The sequence below is a fragment of the Paludibaculum fermentans genome (assembly GCF_015277775.1).
Taxonomy (GTDB): Bacteria; Acidobacteriota; Terriglobia; order Bryobacterales; family Bryobacteraceae; genus Paludibaculum; species Paludibaculum fermentans.
Window position 1 is genome coordinate 4032711 of the sequence record NZ_CP063849.1, and the last position, 19587, is coordinate 4052297.

Here is a 19587-nt window from a genome sequence, read left to right on the forward strand (position 1 = left end):
GGAAGCTGTCAGTATATCGCCATGAGTAGGCGGAACTCTTGCCATGGCAGGCCCGGACAGGGGAGAGTTCCGGACCTGAGACGCCCTTTTACCGCCCGGCAACCGCCTTCAGGCCCAGGCCGCCGGGCCACTGCCGCTGGTAACGGAGGCTCACACCGCCATGTTCCACGCCCGGCGTCCAGTCCAATTTCAGGCGTTGCTCGTGTTCGCAGGCGTTGCCCGCCGCAGCCGGAAACCACAGCCGGTATTGCGGGCGTACGTCCACCCGCGCCAGTGCCTCGCCGAGTTTCGCGAACGACGAGACGTCCCACGAATCTCCGCCACTCTCCTCTGCCAGCTTCTGCAGCTCGAAAGACACGGGCACCAGGTCGTCGGCGTACCGCGCGCAAAGATTCACCGCATACACCGGGATGTGCTCGACCAGGAGGCGGCCCTCCAGTTGCTTTGGCTTGGTCACGCTGGCCACATCGTCGTTCGCATAGATCACGACCAGAGCTCTGTTCGCATTCCGGGCGTGGCCCAGGTAGTCAAGGGCGAAGGTCATTGCGTCCAGCAGGTGCGATCGCCGCTTGCCCGGCGGGACCGTGATGCTGGACACCAGGGTATTCACCTCGGAGGTGAAGCCAGCGCCCAGCACCGGAGCATCGAGGCTGTTCACGGTAAAGAACTCATCACCGGGACGCGCGTGCTCCAGGAATTTGCGTATGGCCAGTTGCGCCTGGCCGGTATTCTCCTGCATGGCTTTGCTGCCCTGCACCACGATGCCAACCGACACCGCGCCGCCGCCTGACTTGATCGTCGCCCCGGGCACGGCCTGGTGTCCGCACGACACCCGCACATCAGACGTTTTCAACTCCACCGGCCGGTCGGCATACACGGAGAGCGGCAGCCACCGCGCATCCTGCGCTTGCAGGACAAGCGGCGCAAGCAGCCACGCAACGCTCCGCCAGACGGTCATTTCAGGGCTCCCGTCTGATAGTTCAGAGACGCCCGCTCTGCCTGATAGTCGAACTTTGCGCTGGCCTGCGCAATCTGGGCCCGCGTCACATTCAACTGTGCCTGCGACAACTCCACGATGCTGCTCAGGCCCAATTCATAGCGCGCCTGGGCCAGCTTCAACGACTGTCCGGCCTGGTCCAGCAGCTGCGCCGTCAGTTGCAGCCGTTTGTAGGCGTTGACGGCGGAAAGGTAGGCCACGCGCACGTCCCGCGCGATGCGGTTCTCGATGTCCCGGCCCTGCTGCCGAGCCGCCTCCATGCGCAGTTCCGCTTCGGTCCGCCTGGCCGTGAACAGGCCGCCGTTGAAGATGGGGATCTGAACATTGACGGCCGCTGCGGCCCACCCCGGGGTGAAACGCTCGGGCCGCACCGGGGCGCCGCCGGCGTTGGCGCCCGCCGACAGCGTCGGATAACGGAGCGCCCGTTCCGCCCGCGCAAACCGCTCCGCCGCCTGGATCTGCAGCTTTGCCTGCCGCGCCTCCGGCCGCTGGTTCAGGGCCTCGCTGATCAGCGGAGCTGAATCGGGCGGCAGTTCGCCGGGGATTTCGTCCTCCTGCAGCGTGAACTCCGAAGGACCACTTTCACCCAACGCCGTCGACAACTCCGCCATGGCCGCACGCTCTTCGTTCTCGGCGTTGGAGAGCAGCAATAGCGCCTCTTCCAGGTTCACTTTCGCGAATGTCACATCGAGCTCGGAGCGCAACTTGCTCTGTGCCAGCGTCGACGCCTGGTCGGCCACCAGTTGCCGTGCCTTCACCGTCTGCTGCGCCACCCTCAGCACCGCCTGCGACCGCAGCGTCGTATAGTAGCTGCGATCCACCTGCAGCAGGACGCCCGCATGCGTCGTATTGGTCACCTCACCCTGGGCCTGGGCCTGGAACTGGGCGCTGGCCGTCAGGTTCCGCGTCCGGCCGAAATCGGTAATCAACTGGCTCACAGAGAGCCCGGCGCCCACGTGATTGAACAAGCTGGGCGAGTTCAGGGCGCCTGCAAAGATGCGGGCCGTGTCGTCGTTGACCAGCGCCCCGGTCACATTGCTCTCGACAGTCGGAAACAGGCGCGAGCGGACCTCCTTCGGCACTTCCAGCGATGCCTTCTCCAGAGCCTTCGCCGATTGCAGCAATGGATGGTTCTTCAACGCCCGCTCTTCCGCCTCGCGAAGGGTCAACCTGCGCGGTGGATCAGCCGGTGCACCCATGAGAACTGCGGGGAAGACCGCCAGCCAAATCCATCTACGCATGCTGCGCCTCCTGGCGGTCCCGGCCGCGGTACCACAGGTAATAACCTGCCGGCACCAGGAATACTGTCAACACCACGGAAAGAGTAAGACCTCCTATGATGGCCCGCGCCAGCGGCGCATAGGCCTCACTACCGGCACCCAACTTCAGGGCCATCGGCATCAAGCCGATGATCGTTGCGAGGGACGTCATCAGAACCGGCCGCAGCCTGACGCGGCAGGCCAAAGCCACTGCGGAACGCACATCCATTCCTTCATGCCGCAAGTGACGCGTGAACTCGACGATCAGGATACTGTTCGAGACCGCGATGCCCACCAGCATCACTACCCCCATCAGCGACATCACATTGAGCGTCGTGCCCGTCGCGACCAGCGTGATCAACACGCCGGCCAGGCCAGGGGGTACGGCCAGCAGAATGATGAGCGGATCGACGAACGACTGGAACTGCGCCACCAGGATCAGGTAGAGCAGCATCACCGCCAGCACGAGTCCAATCGAGAAACTTCGGAACGAAGCGCGCATGCCCTGCACCATGCCGCGCAGAGTCACCGCAACGCCTTTCGGAATCGGGGTGCCGGCAATGATCCCGTCGATCGAATTAGCCAGCTTGCCCAGGTCCTCATTCAACGGCCGGACGTAGACATCGATAACACGGCGCAACTGGAAGTGATCCACCTCCGTGGGCGAATCCACTCGCCTCGTCGTACTGATGGATTCCAACCGGGCCGGATTCTTCTGGCCCGGTCCGCGCAGCGGGATCGCCTTCAGATCCGCCAGCGACTTCACCTGATTCTCGCCATACTGGACTGTGAGCAGGTAGTCGTTGCCCGACTTCGGGTCGATCCAGAATGTCGGAGCGATCATCGCATTCGAGGTCAGCGCCGTAATCACATTACCCACTACTTCGCGCTGATCCAGCCCCATCTGCGCCGCGCGCACGCGGTCCACGTCTAGCTGCAGCGCCGGATAATCCAGATCCTGCGGGATGTAGAGGTCGGCCACGCCCGGCAGTTTCCGGATCTTCGCGGCCAACTGGGCAGCTGTCGAGTAGGAGTGCTCTAAATTCGAGCCATCCACCTGCACGTCGATCGGCGCCGGCAAACCCATATTCAACACCGCGTCCACCAGTCCGCCGGACTGGAAATAGGCGGTGACATCCGGCATCTCCTCGGCCAGTTTCGCCTTCACCCGAGCCATGTACTCAAAGCTGTTGACCTTGTGGTCTTCCTTCAGGCTCACCTGCACAAAGGCCGTGTGCATACCCGCGTTGGGAGTGTAGACAGCCGAGAAGTCGTAGTTGATACCGATGTTCGAAACGATGAGCTCCAACTCCTCGGGGGGAACGACCTGGCGCACAATCTGCTCGACGGCGGCGATGCGGGATTCCGTCCGTTGGATCCGTGTGCCCGACGGCAGTTTGATGTTCATCATGAACTGGCCCGCGTCTGTACGCGGGAAGAACGACATGCCCATCAGCGGCCACAATGCCAGGCTGATGGCGAACAGCGCCCCGAAACCCGCCAGCACGCGGATGGGGCGGTCGAGCACACGCGACACCGCTCCGTCATAAGAGACGAGCATCTTCTCAAACCGGGTATTGAAGCCCGCATTGAACCTCGCGAAGAACCCCGTCCCGGTGGACTGGGAATGCCCGTGAATGAAGCGCGCGCAGAAGAGCGGCACCACTGTCAGCGCCACCACATACGACGCCAGCAGGGAGATCACCACGGTCAGTGCGAGCGCCGAGAACAGGAACTTGCTGACGCCGTAAAGCAGCGTCACGGGGAAGAACACAATGGCTGTCGTCAAAGTCGCGGCCAGCACAGGCAATGCCACCTCGCGCCCGCCCTTCTCCGCCGCCACCTCCGGACTCTCACCCAACTCCAGGTGCCGGTAGATGTTCTCCAACACCACAACTGAGTTGTCAATCAGCCGGGAGAAGGCCAGCGCCAGGCCGCCCAGCACCATGCTGTTCACCGAACTCCCGCCCAGGGCGAGAATCACGAAGGTCGCCAGTGCGGAAAGCGGAATCGAGAAGAAGACCGCCGTCGTCGCCCGCATACTACCCAGGAAGAGCAGAATCATCAGGGAGGTCAGAAACAGGCCGATCGCACCTTCGTGCAGCAGCGTCTCAATGGCCGTCTTCACGAATACCGATTGATCGAACACCACCTTGCTGGTCAACTGCGCGGGAACGTCCACCAACTTCTTCAGCGCTTCGCGCATGCCGTCAACCACGGCGATCGTGTTCGTATCGCCGCCCTGCTTCAGCACGGGCACGTAAACCGACCTCTGCCCGTCCACGCGCACCACGTTCGTCTGGATCTGCTGCGCATCCTTGGCCGTGCCGATGTCCACGACGCGAACCGGCGTCAACCCCTCCATCTTTACAGGTAGCTGGTTGATGTCTTCCAGCGAGCGCAATTGGGAGTTCGTATAGATGTTGTAGTCCAGGTGGCCTACCTGAACGTCGCCGGCCGGCAGAATCAGGTTGCCCAGGTTGATGGCCCGCACAACATCCATCAGGCTGAGCTGGTGCGCCTCCAGGCGGTAGGGATCGGCGTACACCATGATCTGCCGCAAGCTGCCTCCGAAAGGCTGCGGCACCGACGCGCCAGGCACATTGGCAATCTGGTTGCGCACCTGGAACTGGGCCAGGTCGCGCATGGCCGTCTCCTGGATGCCCTCGCCCTTGAAGGTCACCAGGCACACCGGCAGGCTCGACGCGTCGAACTTCAGCACGATCGGCGGCAATGTGCCCGGCGGCAGGCGTCGCAGGTTCGCCATGGCCAGGTTACTGATGGAGGTCACGGCGGAGTCGGGATTCGAGCCCGGCTGGAAGTAGATCTTGATGATGCTGACGCCGGGCAGCGACCGCGACTCGATATGCTCCAGACCGCTCGCCAGGGTGAAGAACCGTTCGAAGCGGCTCGTGATGTCGGTTTCAATCTGCTCCGGCGGCATGCCCGAGTAGTAGGTCGCCACCACCACCACGGGAATGTTCATCGAAGGGAACATGTCCACCGGCATCTTGGACAGCGTATTAATGCCGAGGATCAGAATCGTCAGGCAGACAACGACAATGAAGTACGGCGTCTTGATCGCAAATCGGGACACTACTCGGCGCCCCCTTCCACCTTCGGCTTCACCGTCTGGCCCGGCATCAACTGTCCAGGGTTGCTCGTGATAACCATGTCTCCGGGCTCCAGCCCGTTCCGAACTTCAGCCAGCAGTGCTGTCTCTATTCCCGTCTGAACCTTGCGGATGGCCACCTTCCCGCCAGAGTCGACCACATAGACCGTACGCCCGCCGTCCTTCTCCTTGAGCGCCGACACCGGCACCGCCAGTGCGTCCTTGCTCGCCGCGAGGGTCAGGTCCACTTCGGCGAACATGCCCGGGATCAGTTCGCCCGCGGGATTGGGCACGTCCACTTCCGTTTCCATGGTTCTGGTAGCGGAATCGACCTTGTCCGAAGTGCGCGCGATCACTCCGCGGAAGGCCCTTTGCAGCGTGGGGATGCGGACATCCAGCGTGGCGCCCCGGCGCATCAGCCCGGCAGCCGACTCAGGTACCGGCATCACCAGCCTCAACAACTGGTTCTGCGAAAGCCGCACAATCGGCATGGCCTGCAAATGGCTGGCCGTGCCCGCCTGGATCATCGAGCCGTTGTCGGCGAAACGCTTGGTCACCACACCTGTGAAGGGCGCCGATACCCGCGCATAGCTCATTAACGTCCTCAGTTTTGTCTGTTCGGCCTCAGAGACACTGATCTGCTCCTGCGACGCAACCAGCGCGGATTTCGCCGCTGCCACCTGCGCCGCCGCCATAAGGTCGCGCCCCTGGGCGTCATCGATCTCCTGCTGTGCCACCAGGCCCGGCTGCGACTTCAGGACCTCCGCCAGGCGTGTGTACGCGAGATGAGTCATCTGGTTGGCCGACTCCGCCCTGCGCAACTCGTCCTTAGCCTTGGCGAGTTCGGCCCGGTTGCGCTGGATGGAGGCCGCCGCCCTTACCAGGTCATCCTGCATCTCAGGCACTTCCAGCACCGCCAGCAGTTGGCCCTGCGTCACATGATCACCGACATCGACGTACATCTTCTGCACATAGCCGGCCACCTTGGCCATCACTTCCACTTCCTGGAACGGGATCAGTTCCGCCGTTACCGTCATGGTCTTCGCCAAGTCATGGCGCGAGACCCTGGCAACACCCACGGTGGTGACCTTCTCCGGCTCCACAGAGGCCGCTACGGCCCGCGGACGTAGCGCCAGATAGCCCACCAGACAGCCGCCCGCCACCACCGCGGCGAGCAAGGGAAACAGTCGTCGCTTCATTGCACATTCTCCAATTCCTGGATCTCAGCCTTCAGCCGGTCGAACGAGAACCGCCCGTCTCGGCAGAGATCGATGATCCTGACCAGCCGTTGCTCCCGCTCCCGCGCCACGCGCAGGATGTCCGCGATGTGCTCCGCCGGGACAGATAGCATCCCGTGAACATCGGCAAAAATAAGATCCCCCGGACTCACCCGCAGCCCCAGAATCTCCACCTCGACGCCGTACTCCACCATGTGTGCGTAGGCGTGCGACATAGTCACATGGCACGAGAACGCGGGGAAGCTCATGGCGGCTAACGAGGGAATGTTGCGCACCGCGCCGTTTGTCACGACGCCGCAGCACCGCAGGGAGCGCAAGACCTCGGCGTGCATCTGGCTCAGCACTGCACCCTGGCCCGGTTCCGGATCGATGTCTTCAATCACCGCGATGCGGGGCACCGGCCGCTCCTGCAGTTTCCTCCACCAGTCCGTCAGTTCCAGATGCGAGGTGCCGCGAATGGGCGGATCGGCGCACCGCACCTTGCTCGTCACGGCATAGCCGGCAATGGCGGGGAAGCCTCCGGTCACACAGCGCAATCCTGGCCGTGTGTAGCCTTCGTTCCGGAGCCGAAGCTTCAGTACTTCAATGGCATTGGCGATCTTGCAGGTATCGAACCCTTGAAGCTCGAGGAAGGGGGACGCCGCATCATTTGGCAGGAGATGAACCACATCTTCAAGCCTACGGAGATGCTCCTGATAGAACGATCCGGCTGCGGCTGTATTTTAGTCCGCTCGCGGACAGGTCAGGTGACGATCCCCTTGCGCACCGCATAGAGGATCAACTCCGGCACGGAGTGCAGGTTGAGCTTCTGCAGAATGCGCGTCCGGTGCGTCTCCACCGTATGCAGGCTCAGGTTCAGCAGCGAAGAGATCTCCTTGTTTGCCTTCCCTTCGGCGATCAGCTGGAGAACCTCCCGCTCGCGGTTGGTCAACAACTCGTAGCTGTCGTCAGTCCCCTTCACTCGCATCTGCCGGACATAGTCTTCCAGCAACACCCGGCCCACTGACGGACTGAAGAACGACTCGCCCGCGTGGACAGACCGTACCGCCCGGATCAGGTCGACCTCGGCCGAATCCTTCAACAGGTAGGCCTTGGCCCCCACCTGCAGCGCCCGCATCACGTAACCCTCGTCCGAATGCATACTCAGGATCACGACAGCCACTTTAGGGTTCCGCGCCACAATCTGGCGCGAGGCGTCGATCCCGTTCAATTGCGGCATCGCGATGTCCAGCACGGCCACATCGGGCACCAGTTGCTCCGCCAAGTCCACGGCCTGCCGTCCGTTCTCTGCTTCGCCCACCACCTCCAGATCGGGCTGCCGCTCCAGCAGCAGCTTCAATCCGGAACGGATCACCGTATGGTCATCGGCCAATATGATTCGAATCTTGCTCATGCAGCCTTCCCCGCCGGCACCGGCGGCAACTCGATCCGCAACACAACACCCTGCCCGACACCGGACTCCACTTCCATCTGACCGTTGAGGTGCGCGATGCGCTCCTGCATTCCCAACAATCCCATGCCCTTGGTCGTGTCGGGGTCAAATCCCTTCCCGTCGTCCTGAATCAGCACCAGCAGGCGCCGCGCCTCGGCCCTGACCAGAATGGAAACATTCTTCGCCCCGGAGTGCCGCGCTGCATTGTTCAGCGCCTCCTGGACGACCCGGTAAATGGTCGTGCGGTATTCGTCGGGCAGCTCCAGATTGTAGTCCTCCGCCAGCACGGCCACCTCCATGCCGCTGCGCCGCGCCGTCTCCCGCGCCTGCCAGCGCAGGGCGGCAATGAGCCCCAGGTCGTCGAGCATGGAAGGCCGCAGCAAAAGGCTCAGGTTGCGGATGGAGGAAAGCGTGGATTCAGCCGACCTCTTGATCGAGGCCATACGTTCCTTCAGGGAAGGCTGGTCATTCTGGATCTCCGCCGAGGCGTTCGCGACATCCACCAGCAGGCCGGAGAGCGCCTGCCCCGCCTCGTCATGCAGCTCACGCGAGATCCGCCGGCGCTCCTCCTCCTGGATCTCCAGCAGGCGGGTGGACAGCGCTTCCAGTTGCGCTCGATCCGCGATGGAGGCTTCATACCGCTGGGAGGCCGCCCGCTCCAGCCGCATGAAGTAATGCAGGGTGATGCCGGCCAGCGCGGAGCCGATCAGCAGGGCCAGCACCACCACCATCGCCAGCCGTTGCTGCAGCAGGCTGATGAGCGACGCGGAGTGGTCAATCGCCGCCCGCAGGTCCAGTTCGTTCGCCCGCCGCAGTTCGTCGCACAAATGCAGGAATTCGTCGCGGCGCGGTGTCAACTGCTCTGCCAGCAGATCGTAGCCGTCCACTTCGCGCTTCGTGTCGTGCCAGCTCAGGGCAGGCTCGGCTACACGCCAGTAGGCTTCCATGGACAATCTGAGTTGCTGGAAGGCGGGCCGCTGAGCCTCGGGACTCACCAGGCTGTACGCCTTGACGGCGCTCAGCGCCCGGTTCCAGGCCGCCACCGCATCCTGCCGGTGGACCTGCGGCGCCTTCGGTTCGCGGTCCAGCAGGAAATCGCGGACCCGGCTCGTCGAAGTGTACGCATTCTGCCGGATCACTTCCAGCGCGTCGCTTCGCTTCACGAACTCACGGGTGCTCTCATCGTCCGTGCGGGCCACTTTCCGCAGCGCATGCAGCGAGTAAAACCCCGCAAAACCCAAAAGGCACAGGAGCCCCAGAAAGCCCGCCATCAACACCAGGCGGACGCCGGATAGCAGCGGTGGTTTTGAGCGGAGGTTCATCGGCAATAGCAGGAAAACTCCTCCAGGCCCTCCCCTCTATTCAAGCATCCCGGGCCGCCGCTCGCGCTGTCTATACAGTCGAAACCGTATAGGCTGGCCCCTGATGATTGTATAGGGTTGAGCCCGGAGGAGTTATCGTTACTTGCCGGCCTTGCGGATGTAGATCGACCCGTTGAAATTGCTGAACTGGATCTCCGGGCCGCCGCCATTGATCGTGCCGTACATCGACTGGTCCAGCTTCACCCGGTACTTGCCCTTCTCAGTCCGTCCCCCCTCAGTCGTCGCCTTGGGAGCCGCCGTCATCGCCACGTCGAAATCGCTGTACACCTCGCCTCGCTGGGTCTTCAGTTTCACGTTCGCCTTCAGGCTCGCGGGAAACGTCACGTCGATATCGCCATTCAGCGAGCTGAAGGACATCTGTTTCTGCGGATCCACCTGGTTGAAAACAACCTTGACCTTCTCGTTCAGGGAATGCGCCACAACCGAGCCCGAGATCCCCGTCAGCGTCACCGGGCCATTGATGTTGCTCACTTCCACGTCCCCTTGCACGCCCTCCACCGTGATTTCGCCATCGTTGGTGGACTTCAGCTTCAGGGAAGTCCGCATCGGCACCTGGATCTCAATATCGATCGCCCTGTGCATGGAGGATGCACCAATGCGGACGACATTGTTGTCTTCTTCCGCCTCCAGCCCGGTGGAGTTGATGGTGATGCGGCGCATCCCATCCTTCCTGGCCGTGTCTGATGCCCTCTCCTGCCGGGACTTGGCCTCCACGATGATCTCCTTGCCGGAGTAGCCCTTCACATGAATACTCCCCGTCAACAGCGAGGCCTGCAACGTCGCCGGCCGTGACGGGTCGCTCAATGGCACCGTCAGCTTGTCCTGTCCCCGAGCCGGCAGGGTCATCGCCGCTACCGTGAATGCACACACCCACATGGTCTTCGTCATTGCCATATACCTACTTGCCTTCCAGAATTCTAATCTCGCTGTTAAAACCATCCACCAGAAGCTCCGGACCGCCGCCGCCGATACGGCCTCCGGAATACCTGTCCGCACGGAACACCCGCTTGCCGTTCCGCTTCTCTTCCGTCACCGGCCGGGCCGGCAACATCGTCATCTCAAAGTCCGAGTAAATCTTCCCGTTGAAGGTCTTCAGCCGCACATCCGCCGACAGGCCGGGCCGGAAGTAGAGCTCGATGGGGCCATTGATCGTCTTGAACGAGGTCTGGCCCTTGGGATTGCGGGCGAACTCGGCCTTTACGTGTCCGTTCACCGTCCTCACGGCGCCCGAGCCCATAAGCCCGCTCAAATCCACAATCCCGTTCACGTTGTGGATCTCGAAGTCGCCGCCGACGCCGCTCATCGAAATCTCCCCTTCGTTTACGGTCGAGAGGCTCACGGCCATGCTGCGCGGCACTTGCAGCTCAAAGTCATACCGGACCACATACCTCCGCCGTTGCCGGTCGCCGGACCACTGGCCATCTTCACAATGGCAGCGGAACGGCCCATCCACATAGATCCGGGCCGTATCGCCCTGCTGGCCCACATCGAGCCGCACTTCCTTGCGAGCCAGCTCCAGATCCGCCCGTGAATCAGCCCGCACCGTCTCCGTCGCCACCATCTTCACTTCGTGCCCGTCGTAGCCGGTCACCCGGATGCCGCCCCATACCGTATCCACTTCCAGCCGCGCCGCCTCCGGCAGGCTCTTCCGGATGGTCTGCTTCTCTTCCAGCCCCTCCGCCATCAGCAGGGGCGCCAGCCACAATAGTGCGAACACACGTATCGCCATTGCTTTCGTACCTCACCTTGAATCGAGACTTGCGAGACCCGTCGGGAAATCTCTAGAACCGGCCGATGGCCCAGTTCGCGCGCTGCCGGACAGACTCGTTCACCGCCTGGTCCGCGCTCAGCTTCTTCAGCACCGTGACCGACCGCCGGTCCCTCATATCCACCAGCGCGTCGATCAGCGCAATCTGCACCAGCGGGGAATCCGACCGTCCTAACGCGGTTACCATGCCTTGGCCCACCTCGGGCACATTCGCGTACTTGCGCAGCGCATCCGCCGCCGCCAGCCGCACATCGACACTGGGATCCTGGTCCACCGCCGCCAGCAGGGCGCCCAGCACCTCTTCGTCCGGCCGGTTCAATCTGGTGCTCCAGCTCACACCACGCAGCCGGTCGCTGGCCGATTGCTGCCGCATCAGCGAAACCGCTACCATCTCCCGCGTCCCGCGCAGCTCGTCGTGCAGTTTGGCGAACTCCTTGGCCGAAGGGGCGTTCGAGCTGGCCACCACTCCGATCGCCACACCCACCGCCAGGCAGGCCGCGGCAATCGATACCTGCAGCTCCAGCTTCGCCGGCCACCAGCCGTATAACCACTGTGAAATCGAGAAACTCTTCTTCGGCTTCGGCGCCTCCGCCTGCTCCAGACCGTGGCGGTAGGCCGCCAGCATGGTGCGAAACCGCACCGCCACTTCGGGGCCCGGCTTCTCGTCCGGCAGTTCACCCAGCATCGACCAGAGCTGTGACGACTCCCGGCACTCCGCGCACTCCGCCAGGTGGCTCTTCACCAGCTCGCGGCCCTGCGCATTGGCCGACCCGGCCCAATACTCCGGCAGCAACTCCTGAATCTCTTCACACCGCATTGCCATGTCCCTCGTCTGCAACAGCCCACGCGCCACGGCCCGTCCGTTTGTGTTCCGACAAAAGGCCCTGGTAGATCTTCTTCAACTCCTGCACCGCCCGGAAAACCCTTACCTTCACGGTGCTTACCTCACAGTGCAGCAACTCCGCAATCTGGTCGTGCGGCAGGTTCTGATACCGGCTCAACACCAGCAGCTCCCGTTTCTCCTCAGGCAGCAGCGACATCGAGCGGCGCAGAAGCTCTTCCTGCTGGGTAGACTCCGCCCGGTCAGCCGGCGTTGGCCGCGCATCCGCTGGTGAGAGCGTCTCCAGTTCCACCCCGACCTCCGGCCGTTTCTTTCTCAAGGCATCCACCCGTGCATTCCGTGCGATCTGGTACATCCAGGTCGTGAACGACGTCCCATCCCGGTAGGTCTGGCGGTAGCGCAGAATCCGGAAGAAAACATCCTGGACCAGATCCTCGCTGTGCGCCCGGTCTCCGGTCAGCCGGAGCAGAAAATTGAACAAATGAACGTGGTGGCGTTCAAACAAGGGGCCCAGCGCGCGCAGGTCACCCTGCCGCACTCCGGACATTAGATCTTCGTCTGTCTGCGCCATCCGTCCTGTACTCTGAGTCGCCCGGCTGGAACATCAATGTCCCTGCCTTCAGTCATATATACAGCCGAAGCTTGGGTTGGTTACGGGAATTTGCGGGAATCGCGGGGAGGGAGGGAAGAGGAGGATCGGACCCGCCGGCCGGTTCAGCGCGGCCGGCGGATCCTCTCAGAGGGGTAAACTCAACAAACTACTGAGCTTGCGTCAGGTGCGCGCGGCGGTTCTTCTGCCAGCAGTCTTCGTCATGCTCGGTGCAGACCTGCTTCTCTTTGCCGTAGCTCACGGTCTTCAGTTGGCCACCCGGCAGGCCGAGCGACACCAGGTAGTCCTTTGCCTGCTTCGCGCGGGCATCGCCCAGCGCCATGTTGAATTCATCGGAACCACGCTCGTCGCAGTAGCCTTCCACCGTCAGCCGGAAATCGGGGTATTGCTGGATGATCTCGCTCAGGGTCTTGGAATTGGCGCGGAGGGCGGTCTCGGCATCGGGACGGAGGGTGTGACGCGCGAAATCGAAGTAGGCGTCCTGGATCTTGTTCAACAGTTCCTGAATCTGGAGTTTGGTCGCGGCATCCGGCATACGGCTGGCTTCCTTGGCCACCGCTCGGGGTTGCTCAACCGGCGCAGGGGCGGGGGCAGCCGCACGAGTCGGGGCGGCGGGGGCAGGGGCAACGGTCGGCGGAGGCGGCGTAGCTACCGCAGTCTTCTTGGTACAGGCGCCGAGGGACAGGCAGAGGGCTGCTCCAGCGAGGCAAGTGGCAACGTTTAACTTCATGTAAGGCTCCTTCGGGAGAGGATGTTCTGATTCTATTAAAGCGAATCTTTTGGCCATTGGCCATACCGCGGGGACACTATTGGTCCTGCCTGCAAGATACTTTGCCGAAGGGATGGTATGCCGCGGCCCTAAGCCGTATTCTGACTGTGGAACCGCACCCTGCGCCGAGGCATGGGCCCTCCGGCCGATTGAGAGTTCAAGCTATGGATTCGATCCGCATTCTGCTGGCTGACGACCACAACGTCCTGCGCGACGGTCTGCGACTCCTGCTGGAGCGCCAACCCGGCTTTGTCGTGGTGGGCGAAGCCGCCGACGGCATCGCAGCCGTCCAGATGGCCGCCGACCTGAAGCCCGACGTCGTCGTCACCGACATCGCCATGCCCACCCTCAACGGTATCGAGGCGACCCGCCGCATCGTGGAGAAGAATCCGCACACCGGCGTCGTGATTCTAAGCATGCACTACGACGAGAGCTACGTTCTTCGAGCCCTCAAAGCCGGCGCCCGCGGCTACCTCCTGAAAGACTCCGTCAAATCCGACCTCCTCGACGCCATCCAGGCCGTCGCCAAAGGCCGCTCGTTCTTCAGTCACAAAGTGAGCCAGATCCTCCAGGAGGATTACGTCCGGACGCTGCAGCGAATGAACGCCGAAGACAGCTATGACCTCCTGACCGACCGCGAACGCGAGATCCTGCACCTCGTGGCCGAGGGCCGCACCAGCAAGGAGATCGCTACCTTCCTGAACCTCTCTGTTTACACTGTGGACACCCACCGCGGACACATCCTGGAAAAACTGAACCTCCACAGCGTCCCGGAACTGATTCTCTATGCGGTCAGGAAGCAGTTGATTGCCTGAATGAGTAGGTATCCCCTGCCCAGCGGCGTAGCGATCCTTCGCCGCTTCTTCCTCCACTTCTTTCCCTATCCCTGCGCCATACAGCCTTTCCTGGCAGCATCTACTCCCTAACCGGGATTCCCGTCGTCTTCTCAAACGCCAAAACTGGGAGTAGTCCAGCTCAGCCGGGACCATAGCCGTGTCACATCCACGGCGGCGGCTCGCTGACTCAAATGAAGCCATGGCGAAAATCGTAATACCCGATTCCGCGCAGGCGGCGTTGAAGGAGCTCCGTACCGCCGACATTGTGGTGGGCATCCCCAGCTACAACAACGCACGCACCATCGGCCATGTAGTGCAGGCCGCCCACGCCGGACTTCTCAAGTACTTTCCCCAGTTCACGGCCGTGATCGTGAACTCCGACGGCGGCTCCAGCGACGGCACCCGTGACGTGGTGCTTTCCTCATCCATGCAGGATTCACGCCTGCTGATGCTGTCCACACCGGTGAAACCGGTCAACCGCCTCTCCTTGCCATATCACGGCATTCCGGGCAAAGGCTCGGCCTTTCGCCTCATTTTCCAGATCGCTTCCACCCTGGGCGCCAAGGCCTGTGCCGTCGTGGATTCCGATCTGCGTTCGATCACCCCGGAATGGATCGACCTCCTCCTGCGGCCCGTCGTCCATGCCGAGTACGACTTCGTCGCCCCGTACTACCACCGCCACAAGTACGACGGCACGATCACCAACAGCATCGTCTATCCGCTCACCCGTGCCCTCTACGGCCACCGGCTCCGCCAACCGATCGGTGGCGATTTCGGTGTTTCCCTGCCCCTGCTGCGCCGCTACCTGGAGCGCGACGACTGGGAAACGGATGTCGCCCGCTACGGCATCGACATCTGGATGACCACCGTCGCCGTAGCTGAGGGCTTTCGCGTCTGCCAGAGCTTTCTCGGGGCGAAACTGCACGACGCCAAGGATCCGGGCTCCGACCTCAGCGCCATGCTGATGCAGGTGGTGGGCAGCGTTTTCACGCTGATGCAGGAATATGAGTCGGCCTGGACCCGCATCTCCGGCAGCCAGGACATCGACCTCTTCGGCTTCCGCTACGATGTCGGACTCGACCCCATTGAGGTCAACCTGGACCGCATGCTCGTCAGCTTCCGCCGCGGTTGCGAGGAGCTGAAGGAAGTCTGGCAGTTGGCACTCTCCCCCGAGACGCTGGAAGAGATTGATGCTCTGGCCGCCGCCACTGCGGTCCCGTCCACATTCCACATCGCAGATGAGCTCTGGGTCCGCCTCATCTTCGAATTTGCCTGTGCGCACCACAAACGCCGCCTGGACCGCGGCACGCTGTTGCGCTCACTGACGCCTTTGTACCTCGGCCGCGTAGCTTCGTTTGTCATTGAAACCCGGGATTTGACGGCGCCTGAAGTGGACCAGCGCGTCGAGAATCTGTGCCTCACTTTCGAAGCGCTGAAGCCTCGGCTGGTCGCCCAGTGGTCCGGAATCCCCAGCCCGGCGCCCAAGTCCGCACCGGAGGCGGCGCTCGCGCAACATGTTGCCGCCGGTCAGAAGGAATTGGAGGTTTAACTCATGATCCGTACGCTACAGGAAGTCCTGGAAAGGGTCATCGCCCGCTTCTACAACCAGATCACCACCTACCTGCCGCCCCTCATCGTGGCCGCGGCCATTCTTGTCCTCACCTTCCTGCTCGCCAAGTTCTGCCAGTGGTTGCTCACCCGCCTGTTCAAGGGCGTCGCGTTCGACCGCTTCCTCCGCGAGACCGGCATCAGCTCAGTTGTCGACGACTCCGGGCATCTCCACGGGGTCTCCATCGCCGCCCAATGCGTCTTCTGGCTAGTTTTGGCCGGAGGAGTCCTCTCCGCGTTGAGCGTCTTTGACACAAAGCTCACCACTCAATTCGTGGAAACCGCCATTTTCCTCTTCCCGAAGGTGGTCACAGCAGGAGTCATCGTCTTCGCCGGCATCTGGCTGGGCCGCTATTTCGGCCGCGCCATTCTCGTGTGGGCCCACAATGAAGCGCTACCGCACGCGCGCCGCATCGCCGCCGGCGTCCGCGCGCTCGTTGTCTGCATCGCCATCGTCGCGGCTTCCGACACACTCGGTTTCGCGCCCAACGTCTTCTTAGCCGCCTTCATCATCGTCGTCGGCGGAGCCGCGCTGGCCGCCAGCCTGGCTGTAGGACTCGGCGGACGCCAAACCGTGCAGCGTTTCATGGAAGAGGACACGCGCCATGCGGCCGAGCCCGAGGAACCGCTCTGGCGGCACCTTTAGGCCTCGTCCGCGAACCACTCCAGAATGGCCTCGTTCCACCCCGCAGGGCCAGTCTTCGCGGTGACACGGCCGTTCGGTACCGCGGCGCGGAGCGTCTCCACGCGCGGCGACCGGATCAGCACCGGGTGATCCACCAGCTTCAGGAACTCGACATCGTTGAGGCCGTCGCCCAGCCCGATGGTCTCAACAGGCCCGTAGTGAGCCCGATATAGCTCCAGCAGGCGCCGGACCGCCGCAGCTTTGTCGTTCTCGCCGAGAATGTGGTGGAAACGCCCGCCCCGGGTGGTGCGGAACCCGCGGGCCCCGATGGCCTGGATGAGTTGCCGTTCCCGCGCCGCGTCCACGACGACAAAGGGCTCGTCGTACTCGCGATGTTTCGCCAGGGCCGCCCGCTCCAGCGGCATCTCACAGACCTCAGCGACCCTCTCCACGCTCCAGTCCGAGAAGCCCTCCACCCGGCAACCGCTCTCCAGGCTCGCCGCCTTCAGGGCTTCGACCAATGCCCGATACGGGGTTCCCAGAACCACCACCTGGCCGCTTTCACCCGCGCCCAATTGACCGGGCGGGATGAAGGCGGCTCCGCCGTTTTCGACGACATACGGGTGATCGAGCCCCATCTGCAGCCGCCAGTCCCTGGTTTCCGCGGCAGTCTTGCTGGTGCAGAGGATGACCGGAACCGCCTTCGCTTTCAACAGATCCAGCGCTTCCGCGGCGTCTGACCAAGCGTACGTGTCGTGGTCCAGCAGAGTCCCGTCCAGGTCGCTGATCACAAGCTTCATCTCTTTACAGTAGGAGCCTGCATTGCCGATTGTCGAATTCACAAAATGGTCAAGCTTGCCAAGCTGGCCATCATCGGATATGCTCAGCATGTCCGGAGGATAGGTACTTTTGATGGATCCGGCTAACGGCATCACCCAGCCCGACCGCGACAAGCTACGGCAGCGGCTGCAGGCGGCTTTCCCCCGCATCCACCTGGAGTTCAATCCGGAGAGACAGAAGTGGTTTCCAAAGAGCGGCCTCCACGGATCCCGGTTCCTGGGGCATGCCGGCCTGAGTGATAGCCAGGCGGACTGGCTACTGGAGAACCGCAGCCGGGTTTCGGAAATGGATATCCTTCTCGAACGCTACCCGAAAACGACGGACGAACCGGCCACGGAAGGCCGCTCGGCCTGACCGGCTTTACCGCTTGGGCGCCCATTCCCGCAGGAATGCACTCACCCGCTGCAGGTTATAGCCCTTGCCTTCTTCCAGGACGTCCGTCTCCTGGGATCGCAACATCTTTCCGCCGGAATCCAGAACGATCAGGTGCGGATAGCCTTCAATCTTCGGGTACTGCGCAAGGAATTCCTTGTTCTCGTTTTCAGGGCTGAAGTTCACCTTCAGGAACACGAAGTTCTTCTCCCGCTCCTCGAGCAACCCGGCATTGGAAGCAAAAAGCTGGTCCAGGCGATGGCACCAACTGCACCATTCGCCTCCGACCTCGAGTAGGATGTTCTTCTTCTCCTTGCGCGCCTGCTCTACCGCCCGCTTCAAATCCGATGCCGGATTGGCTTTGGCATCATACGCACGTTCGGCTCCCAACAGGCAGGTGGCGAGAAAGAACAGAACAAAACGGAGCTTCATACCTGGAAGTCTATCACCGCCGCTTAGGATGCTTCCTGGCCGTGTGCCCGACCTTTTTGGGCTCCGCCTCCGGTTCGTCCTTGGATGCCGTGGCTGTCTTGGCTCCGCCCGGCGCCGGACCGTTCAGTTTGCTCATGACACGATCCTTGATCCAGTGCGCATCCCACCACTCGATGGGGTTGACCTGCACGCCGTCGATTTGCATGGAGAAGTGCAGATGGTCGCCCCCAGCCAGTCCCGTGGCGCCGCTGCGGCCCAATTCGCCGCCGCGCTCCACCATCTGGCCCTTGGTGACTTCGATCTTGCTGAGATGCCCGTAGATCGACTGCAGGCCGTAGCCGTGATCCACCACGACGCAATTCCCGTAAATGCCCAGCCTGTCGGCCCACACGACCTTGCCGGAGTTGGAGGCCACCACCGGCGCCTGTTTCACCTTGGACAGATCAAAGCCCAGGTGAACCTGCTCGTCTACCTTCTTCCCGTTGTACTTGTATGTCCGCACATCCGCGAAGAAGGCTTCGACCTTTGAGTTCGACAACTGCTGGAACGGCGGCGTCCAGAGCATCCGTTTCTCAGACTGGTCGCGCAGGTCGGCCAGTGTCTTGTTGTTCTGCTTCCGGGTCTCGCCGTTGATGCGCAGGAACCGATCCAGCTTGTCGCCGGTCCCACTCGGATCGATGTCACTCACCGCCTTCTGAAGGAACTCATCGGACAGGTCCAGTTCGCGCTTCCGGAACTTCTTGGGGTGCATCTTCACCCGGAACGGCGCGGTCACTTCCTGCCCGCCCGGGTTGCGGGCGAATACCAGCGGGCGAGTGTCGGCGGAGACATCCCAGGGGAAGGCGAAAAGGCAGAACCGATCGTTCTCGTTCTTGCCGCCCGGCATCGGGAAGCTGCGGAACCGGTAGTTGCCCACCATCACGCCTGACTCGGTGTAGTAGCCGGCGACGGTGAAGGTCACCAACTCGGCGCCGCCCTGGTTGATGATGTGCTCCAGGTCGTCCACGCTGAGCCTGGGCGGCTCCATGCTGATGAACACGTCGTAGGTCTTGGTATCGCTGGACGAGCGGAGGTCGTTGGCGGCCGCCTCCACCACCAGCTTGGCCGGCCCGCCCTGGAAGCCCTGCTCCTTTTTCGCCGTCAGGTGCAGGGTCTGCGTAGAGGGAGCCATGTGTTTCTTCCAGAACATCCAGCGCTCAGCGGGCTGTTCCTGGGAGGCCACGCTTCGGGCCTGGCCTTGTGTCAGGACCGCCGTCACGAAGCGCACCCCATGCGGGCTGGTTACTTTCACCGGAAGCTGGTTGTCCACTCCGAGCCCTTTGGGCGCCGGAGTCACCTCCACGATGGGGGCGGTCGACAGAAAGAACAGGGTCGCCGGCGCGGCCAGCAGAAGCACGACGAAAACGATGAGGAGGACGTATTTCACACTTCCAGCTTACTCATGGCTGGAGGCGCAAGGAATGCGA

Annotated in this window: 19 protein-coding genes; 4 read left to right on the forward strand and 15 right to left on the reverse strand. The window is 62.5% G+C overall.

The window, feature by feature from the left end:
• Positions 1–88: 88 nt before the first annotated feature.
• The 12 genes from IRI77_RS15750 to IRI77_RS15805 all read right to left on the reverse strand — a co-directional run bounded on the left by IRI77_RS15750 (position 89) and on the right by IRI77_RS15805 (position 13174).
• The gene (locus tag IRI77_RS15750; RefSeq protein ID WP_194452996.1) at positions 89–958 is read right to left on the reverse strand and encodes a vWA domain-containing protein; all 870 of its coding nucleotides are present in this window, start codon (positions 956–958) and stop codon (positions 89–91) included.
• Entirely contained in the window at positions 955–2238 is a 1284-nt protein-coding gene (locus IRI77_RS15755) for a TolC family protein (RefSeq protein ID WP_194452997.1), read from the reverse strand. Before IRI77_RS15755 ends, IRI77_RS15750 begins: the two co-directional genes overlap by 4 nt.
• The gene (locus tag IRI77_RS15760) at positions 2231–5353 is read right to left on the reverse strand and encodes an efflux RND transporter permease subunit (protein WP_194452999.1); all 3123 of its coding nucleotides are present in this window, start codon (positions 5351–5353) and stop codon (positions 2231–2233) included. Before IRI77_RS15760 ends, IRI77_RS15755 begins: the two co-directional genes overlap by 8 nt.
• A complete protein-coding gene (locus tag IRI77_RS15765) occupies positions 5353–6567 on the reverse strand; it encodes an efflux RND transporter periplasmic adaptor subunit (RefSeq protein ID WP_194453000.1) in 1215 nt (404 codons plus the stop codon). The genes IRI77_RS15760 and IRI77_RS15765 overlap by 1 nt, the downstream gene beginning before the upstream one ends.
• The gene (locus tag IRI77_RS15770) at positions 6564–7274 is read right to left on the reverse strand and encodes an RraA family protein (RefSeq protein ID WP_194453001.1); all 711 of its coding nucleotides are present in this window, start codon (positions 7272–7274) and stop codon (positions 6564–6566) included. Before IRI77_RS15770 ends, IRI77_RS15765 begins: the two co-directional genes overlap by 4 nt.
• A gap of 74 nt (positions 7275–7348) precedes the next feature.
• A complete protein-coding gene (locus IRI77_RS15775; RefSeq protein ID WP_194453002.1) occupies positions 7349–7999 on the reverse strand; it encodes a response regulator in 651 nt (216 codons plus the stop codon).
• Positions 7996–9360 carry a sensor histidine kinase gene (locus IRI77_RS15780; RefSeq protein WP_228486835.1) on the reverse strand — a complete coding sequence of 455 codons (1365 nt, stop codon included), beginning with the start codon at positions 9358–9360 and terminating at the stop codon, positions 7996–7998. The genes IRI77_RS15775 and IRI77_RS15780 overlap by 4 nt, the downstream gene beginning before the upstream one ends.
• 138 nt (positions 9361–9498) lie before the next feature.
• Positions 9499–10308, reverse strand: coding sequence for a DUF4097 family beta strand repeat-containing protein (locus IRI77_RS15785; protein WP_194453004.1), 810 nt, complete (start codon positions 10306–10308; stop codon positions 9499–9501).
• Between the two features lie 10 nt (positions 10309–10318).
• Positions 10319–11137, reverse strand: coding sequence for a DUF4097 family beta strand repeat-containing protein (locus IRI77_RS15790; protein WP_194453005.1), 819 nt, complete (start codon positions 11135–11137; stop codon positions 10319–10321).
• A 64-nt stretch (positions 11138–11201) separates the two neighbouring features.
• A complete protein-coding gene (locus IRI77_RS15795) occupies positions 11202–12011 on the reverse strand; it encodes a HEAT repeat domain-containing protein (RefSeq protein WP_194453675.1) in 810 nt (269 codons plus the stop codon).
• Positions 11995–12600, reverse strand: coding sequence for an RNA polymerase sigma factor (locus tag IRI77_RS15800; RefSeq protein ID WP_194453006.1), 606 nt, complete (start codon positions 12598–12600; stop codon positions 11995–11997). Before IRI77_RS15800 ends, IRI77_RS15795 begins: the two co-directional genes overlap by 17 nt.
• Positions 12601–12787: 187 nt before the next feature.
• On the reverse strand, positions 12788–13174 hold the full coding sequence (locus tag IRI77_RS15805) for an OmpA family protein (protein ID WP_194453007.1): 387 nt from the start codon (positions 13172–13174) through the stop codon (positions 12788–12790).
• A 398-nt stretch (positions 13175–13572) separates the two neighbouring features.
• Here IRI77_RS15805 and IRI77_RS15810 point away from each other — a divergent pair, with 398 nt between their 5' ends.
• The 3 genes from IRI77_RS15810 (at position 13573) to IRI77_RS15820 (ending at position 16498) form a co-directional block, all read left to right on the forward strand.
• On the forward strand, positions 13573–14223 hold the full coding sequence (locus IRI77_RS15810; protein WP_194453008.1) for a response regulator: 651 nt from the start codon (positions 13573–13575) through the stop codon (positions 14221–14223).
• Between the two features lie 220 nt (positions 14224–14443).
• A complete protein-coding gene (locus IRI77_RS15815) occupies positions 14444–15793 on the forward strand; it encodes a glycosyltransferase family protein (protein ID WP_194453009.1) in 1350 nt (449 codons plus the stop codon).
• A gap of 3 nt (positions 15794–15796) precedes the next feature.
• On the forward strand, positions 15797–16498 hold the full coding sequence (locus tag IRI77_RS15820) for a mechanosensitive ion channel family protein (RefSeq protein ID WP_194453010.1): 702 nt from the start codon (positions 15797–15799) through the stop codon (positions 16496–16498).
• Here IRI77_RS15820 and IRI77_RS15825 read toward each other — a convergent pair.
• Positions 16495–17277 carry an HAD-IIB family hydrolase gene (locus IRI77_RS15825; protein WP_194453011.1) on the reverse strand — a complete coding sequence of 261 codons (783 nt, stop codon included), beginning with the start codon at positions 17275–17277 and terminating at the stop codon, positions 16495–16497. The genes IRI77_RS15820 and IRI77_RS15825 overlap by 4 nt on opposite strands.
• Before the next feature lie 112 nt (positions 17278–17389).
• Here IRI77_RS15825 and IRI77_RS15830 point away from each other — a divergent pair, with 112 nt between their 5' ends.
• Positions 17390–17671, forward strand: a complete 282-nt coding sequence (locus IRI77_RS15830; protein ID WP_194453012.1) for a hypothetical protein — start codon at positions 17390–17392, stop codon at positions 17669–17671.
• Between the two features lie 6 nt (positions 17672–17677).
• On the opposite strand, the gene IRI77_RS15835 is transcribed toward IRI77_RS15830, so the two are convergent.
• Positions 17678–18121, reverse strand: coding sequence for a thioredoxin family protein (locus tag IRI77_RS15835; protein WP_194453013.1), 444 nt, complete (start codon positions 18119–18121; stop codon positions 17678–17680).
• Positions 18122–18134: 13 nt separating this feature from the next.
• Entirely contained in the window at positions 18135–19547 is a 1413-nt protein-coding gene (locus IRI77_RS15840; RefSeq protein ID WP_194453014.1) for a M23 family metallopeptidase, read from the reverse strand.
• Positions 19548–19587 lie beyond the last annotated feature (40 nt).

Bases quoted from the DNA above. Each gene is read 5' to 3' on its own strand.
- IRI77_RS15795 (WP_194453675.1), bottom strand. From the start codon at position 12,011: ATGGCAATGCGGTGTGAAGAGATTCAGGAGTTGCTGCCGGAGTATTGG.
- IRI77_RS15775 (WP_194453002.1), bottom strand. From the start codon at position 7,999: ATGAGCAAGATTCGAATCATATTGGCCGATGACCATACGGTGATCCGT.
- IRI77_RS15780 (WP_228486835.1), bottom strand. From the start codon at position 9,360: ATGAACCTCCGCTCAAAACCACCGCTGCTATCCGGCGTCCGCCTGGTG.
- IRI77_RS15835 (WP_194453013.1), bottom strand. From the start codon at position 18,121: ATGAAGCTCCGTTTTGTTCTGTTCTTTCTCGCCACCTGCCTGTTGGGA.
- IRI77_RS15785 (WP_194453004.1), bottom strand. From the start codon at position 10,308: ATGACGAAGACCATGTGGGTGTGTGCATTCACGGTAGCGGCGATGACC.
- IRI77_RS15825 (WP_194453011.1), bottom strand. From the start codon at position 17,277: ATGAAGCTTGTGATCAGCGACCTGGACGGGACTCTGCTGGACCACGAC.
- IRI77_RS15805 (WP_194453007.1), bottom strand. From the start codon at position 13,174: ATGCCGGATGCCGCGACCAAACTCCAGATTCAGGAACTGTTGAACAAG.
- IRI77_RS15820 (WP_194453010.1), top strand. From the start codon at position 15,797: ATGATCCGTACGCTACAGGAAGTCCTGGAAAGGGTCATCGCCCGCTTC.
- IRI77_RS15800 (WP_194453006.1), bottom strand. From the start codon at position 12,600: ATGGCGCAGACAGACGAAGATCTAATGTCCGGAGTGCGGCAGGGTGAC.
- IRI77_RS15815 (WP_194453009.1), top strand. From the start codon at position 14,444: ATGGCGAAAATCGTAATACCCGATTCCGCGCAGGCGGCGTTGAAGGAG.
- IRI77_RS15755 (WP_194452997.1), bottom strand. From the start codon at position 2,238: ATGCGTAGATGGATTTGGCTGGCGGTCTTCCCCGCAGTTCTCATGGGT.
- IRI77_RS15750 (WP_194452996.1), bottom strand. From the start codon at position 958: ATGACCGTCTGGCGGAGCGTTGCGTGGCTGCTTGCGCCGCTTGTCCTG.
- IRI77_RS15830 (WP_194453012.1), top strand. From the start codon at position 17,390: ATGGATCCGGCTAACGGCATCACCCAGCCCGACCGCGACAAGCTACGG.
- IRI77_RS15765 (WP_194453000.1), bottom strand. From the start codon at position 6,567: ATGAAGCGACGACTGTTTCCCTTGCTCGCCGCGGTGGTGGCGGGCGGC.
- IRI77_RS15810 (WP_194453008.1), top strand. From the start codon at position 13,573: ATGGATTCGATCCGCATTCTGCTGGCTGACGACCACAACGTCCTGCGC.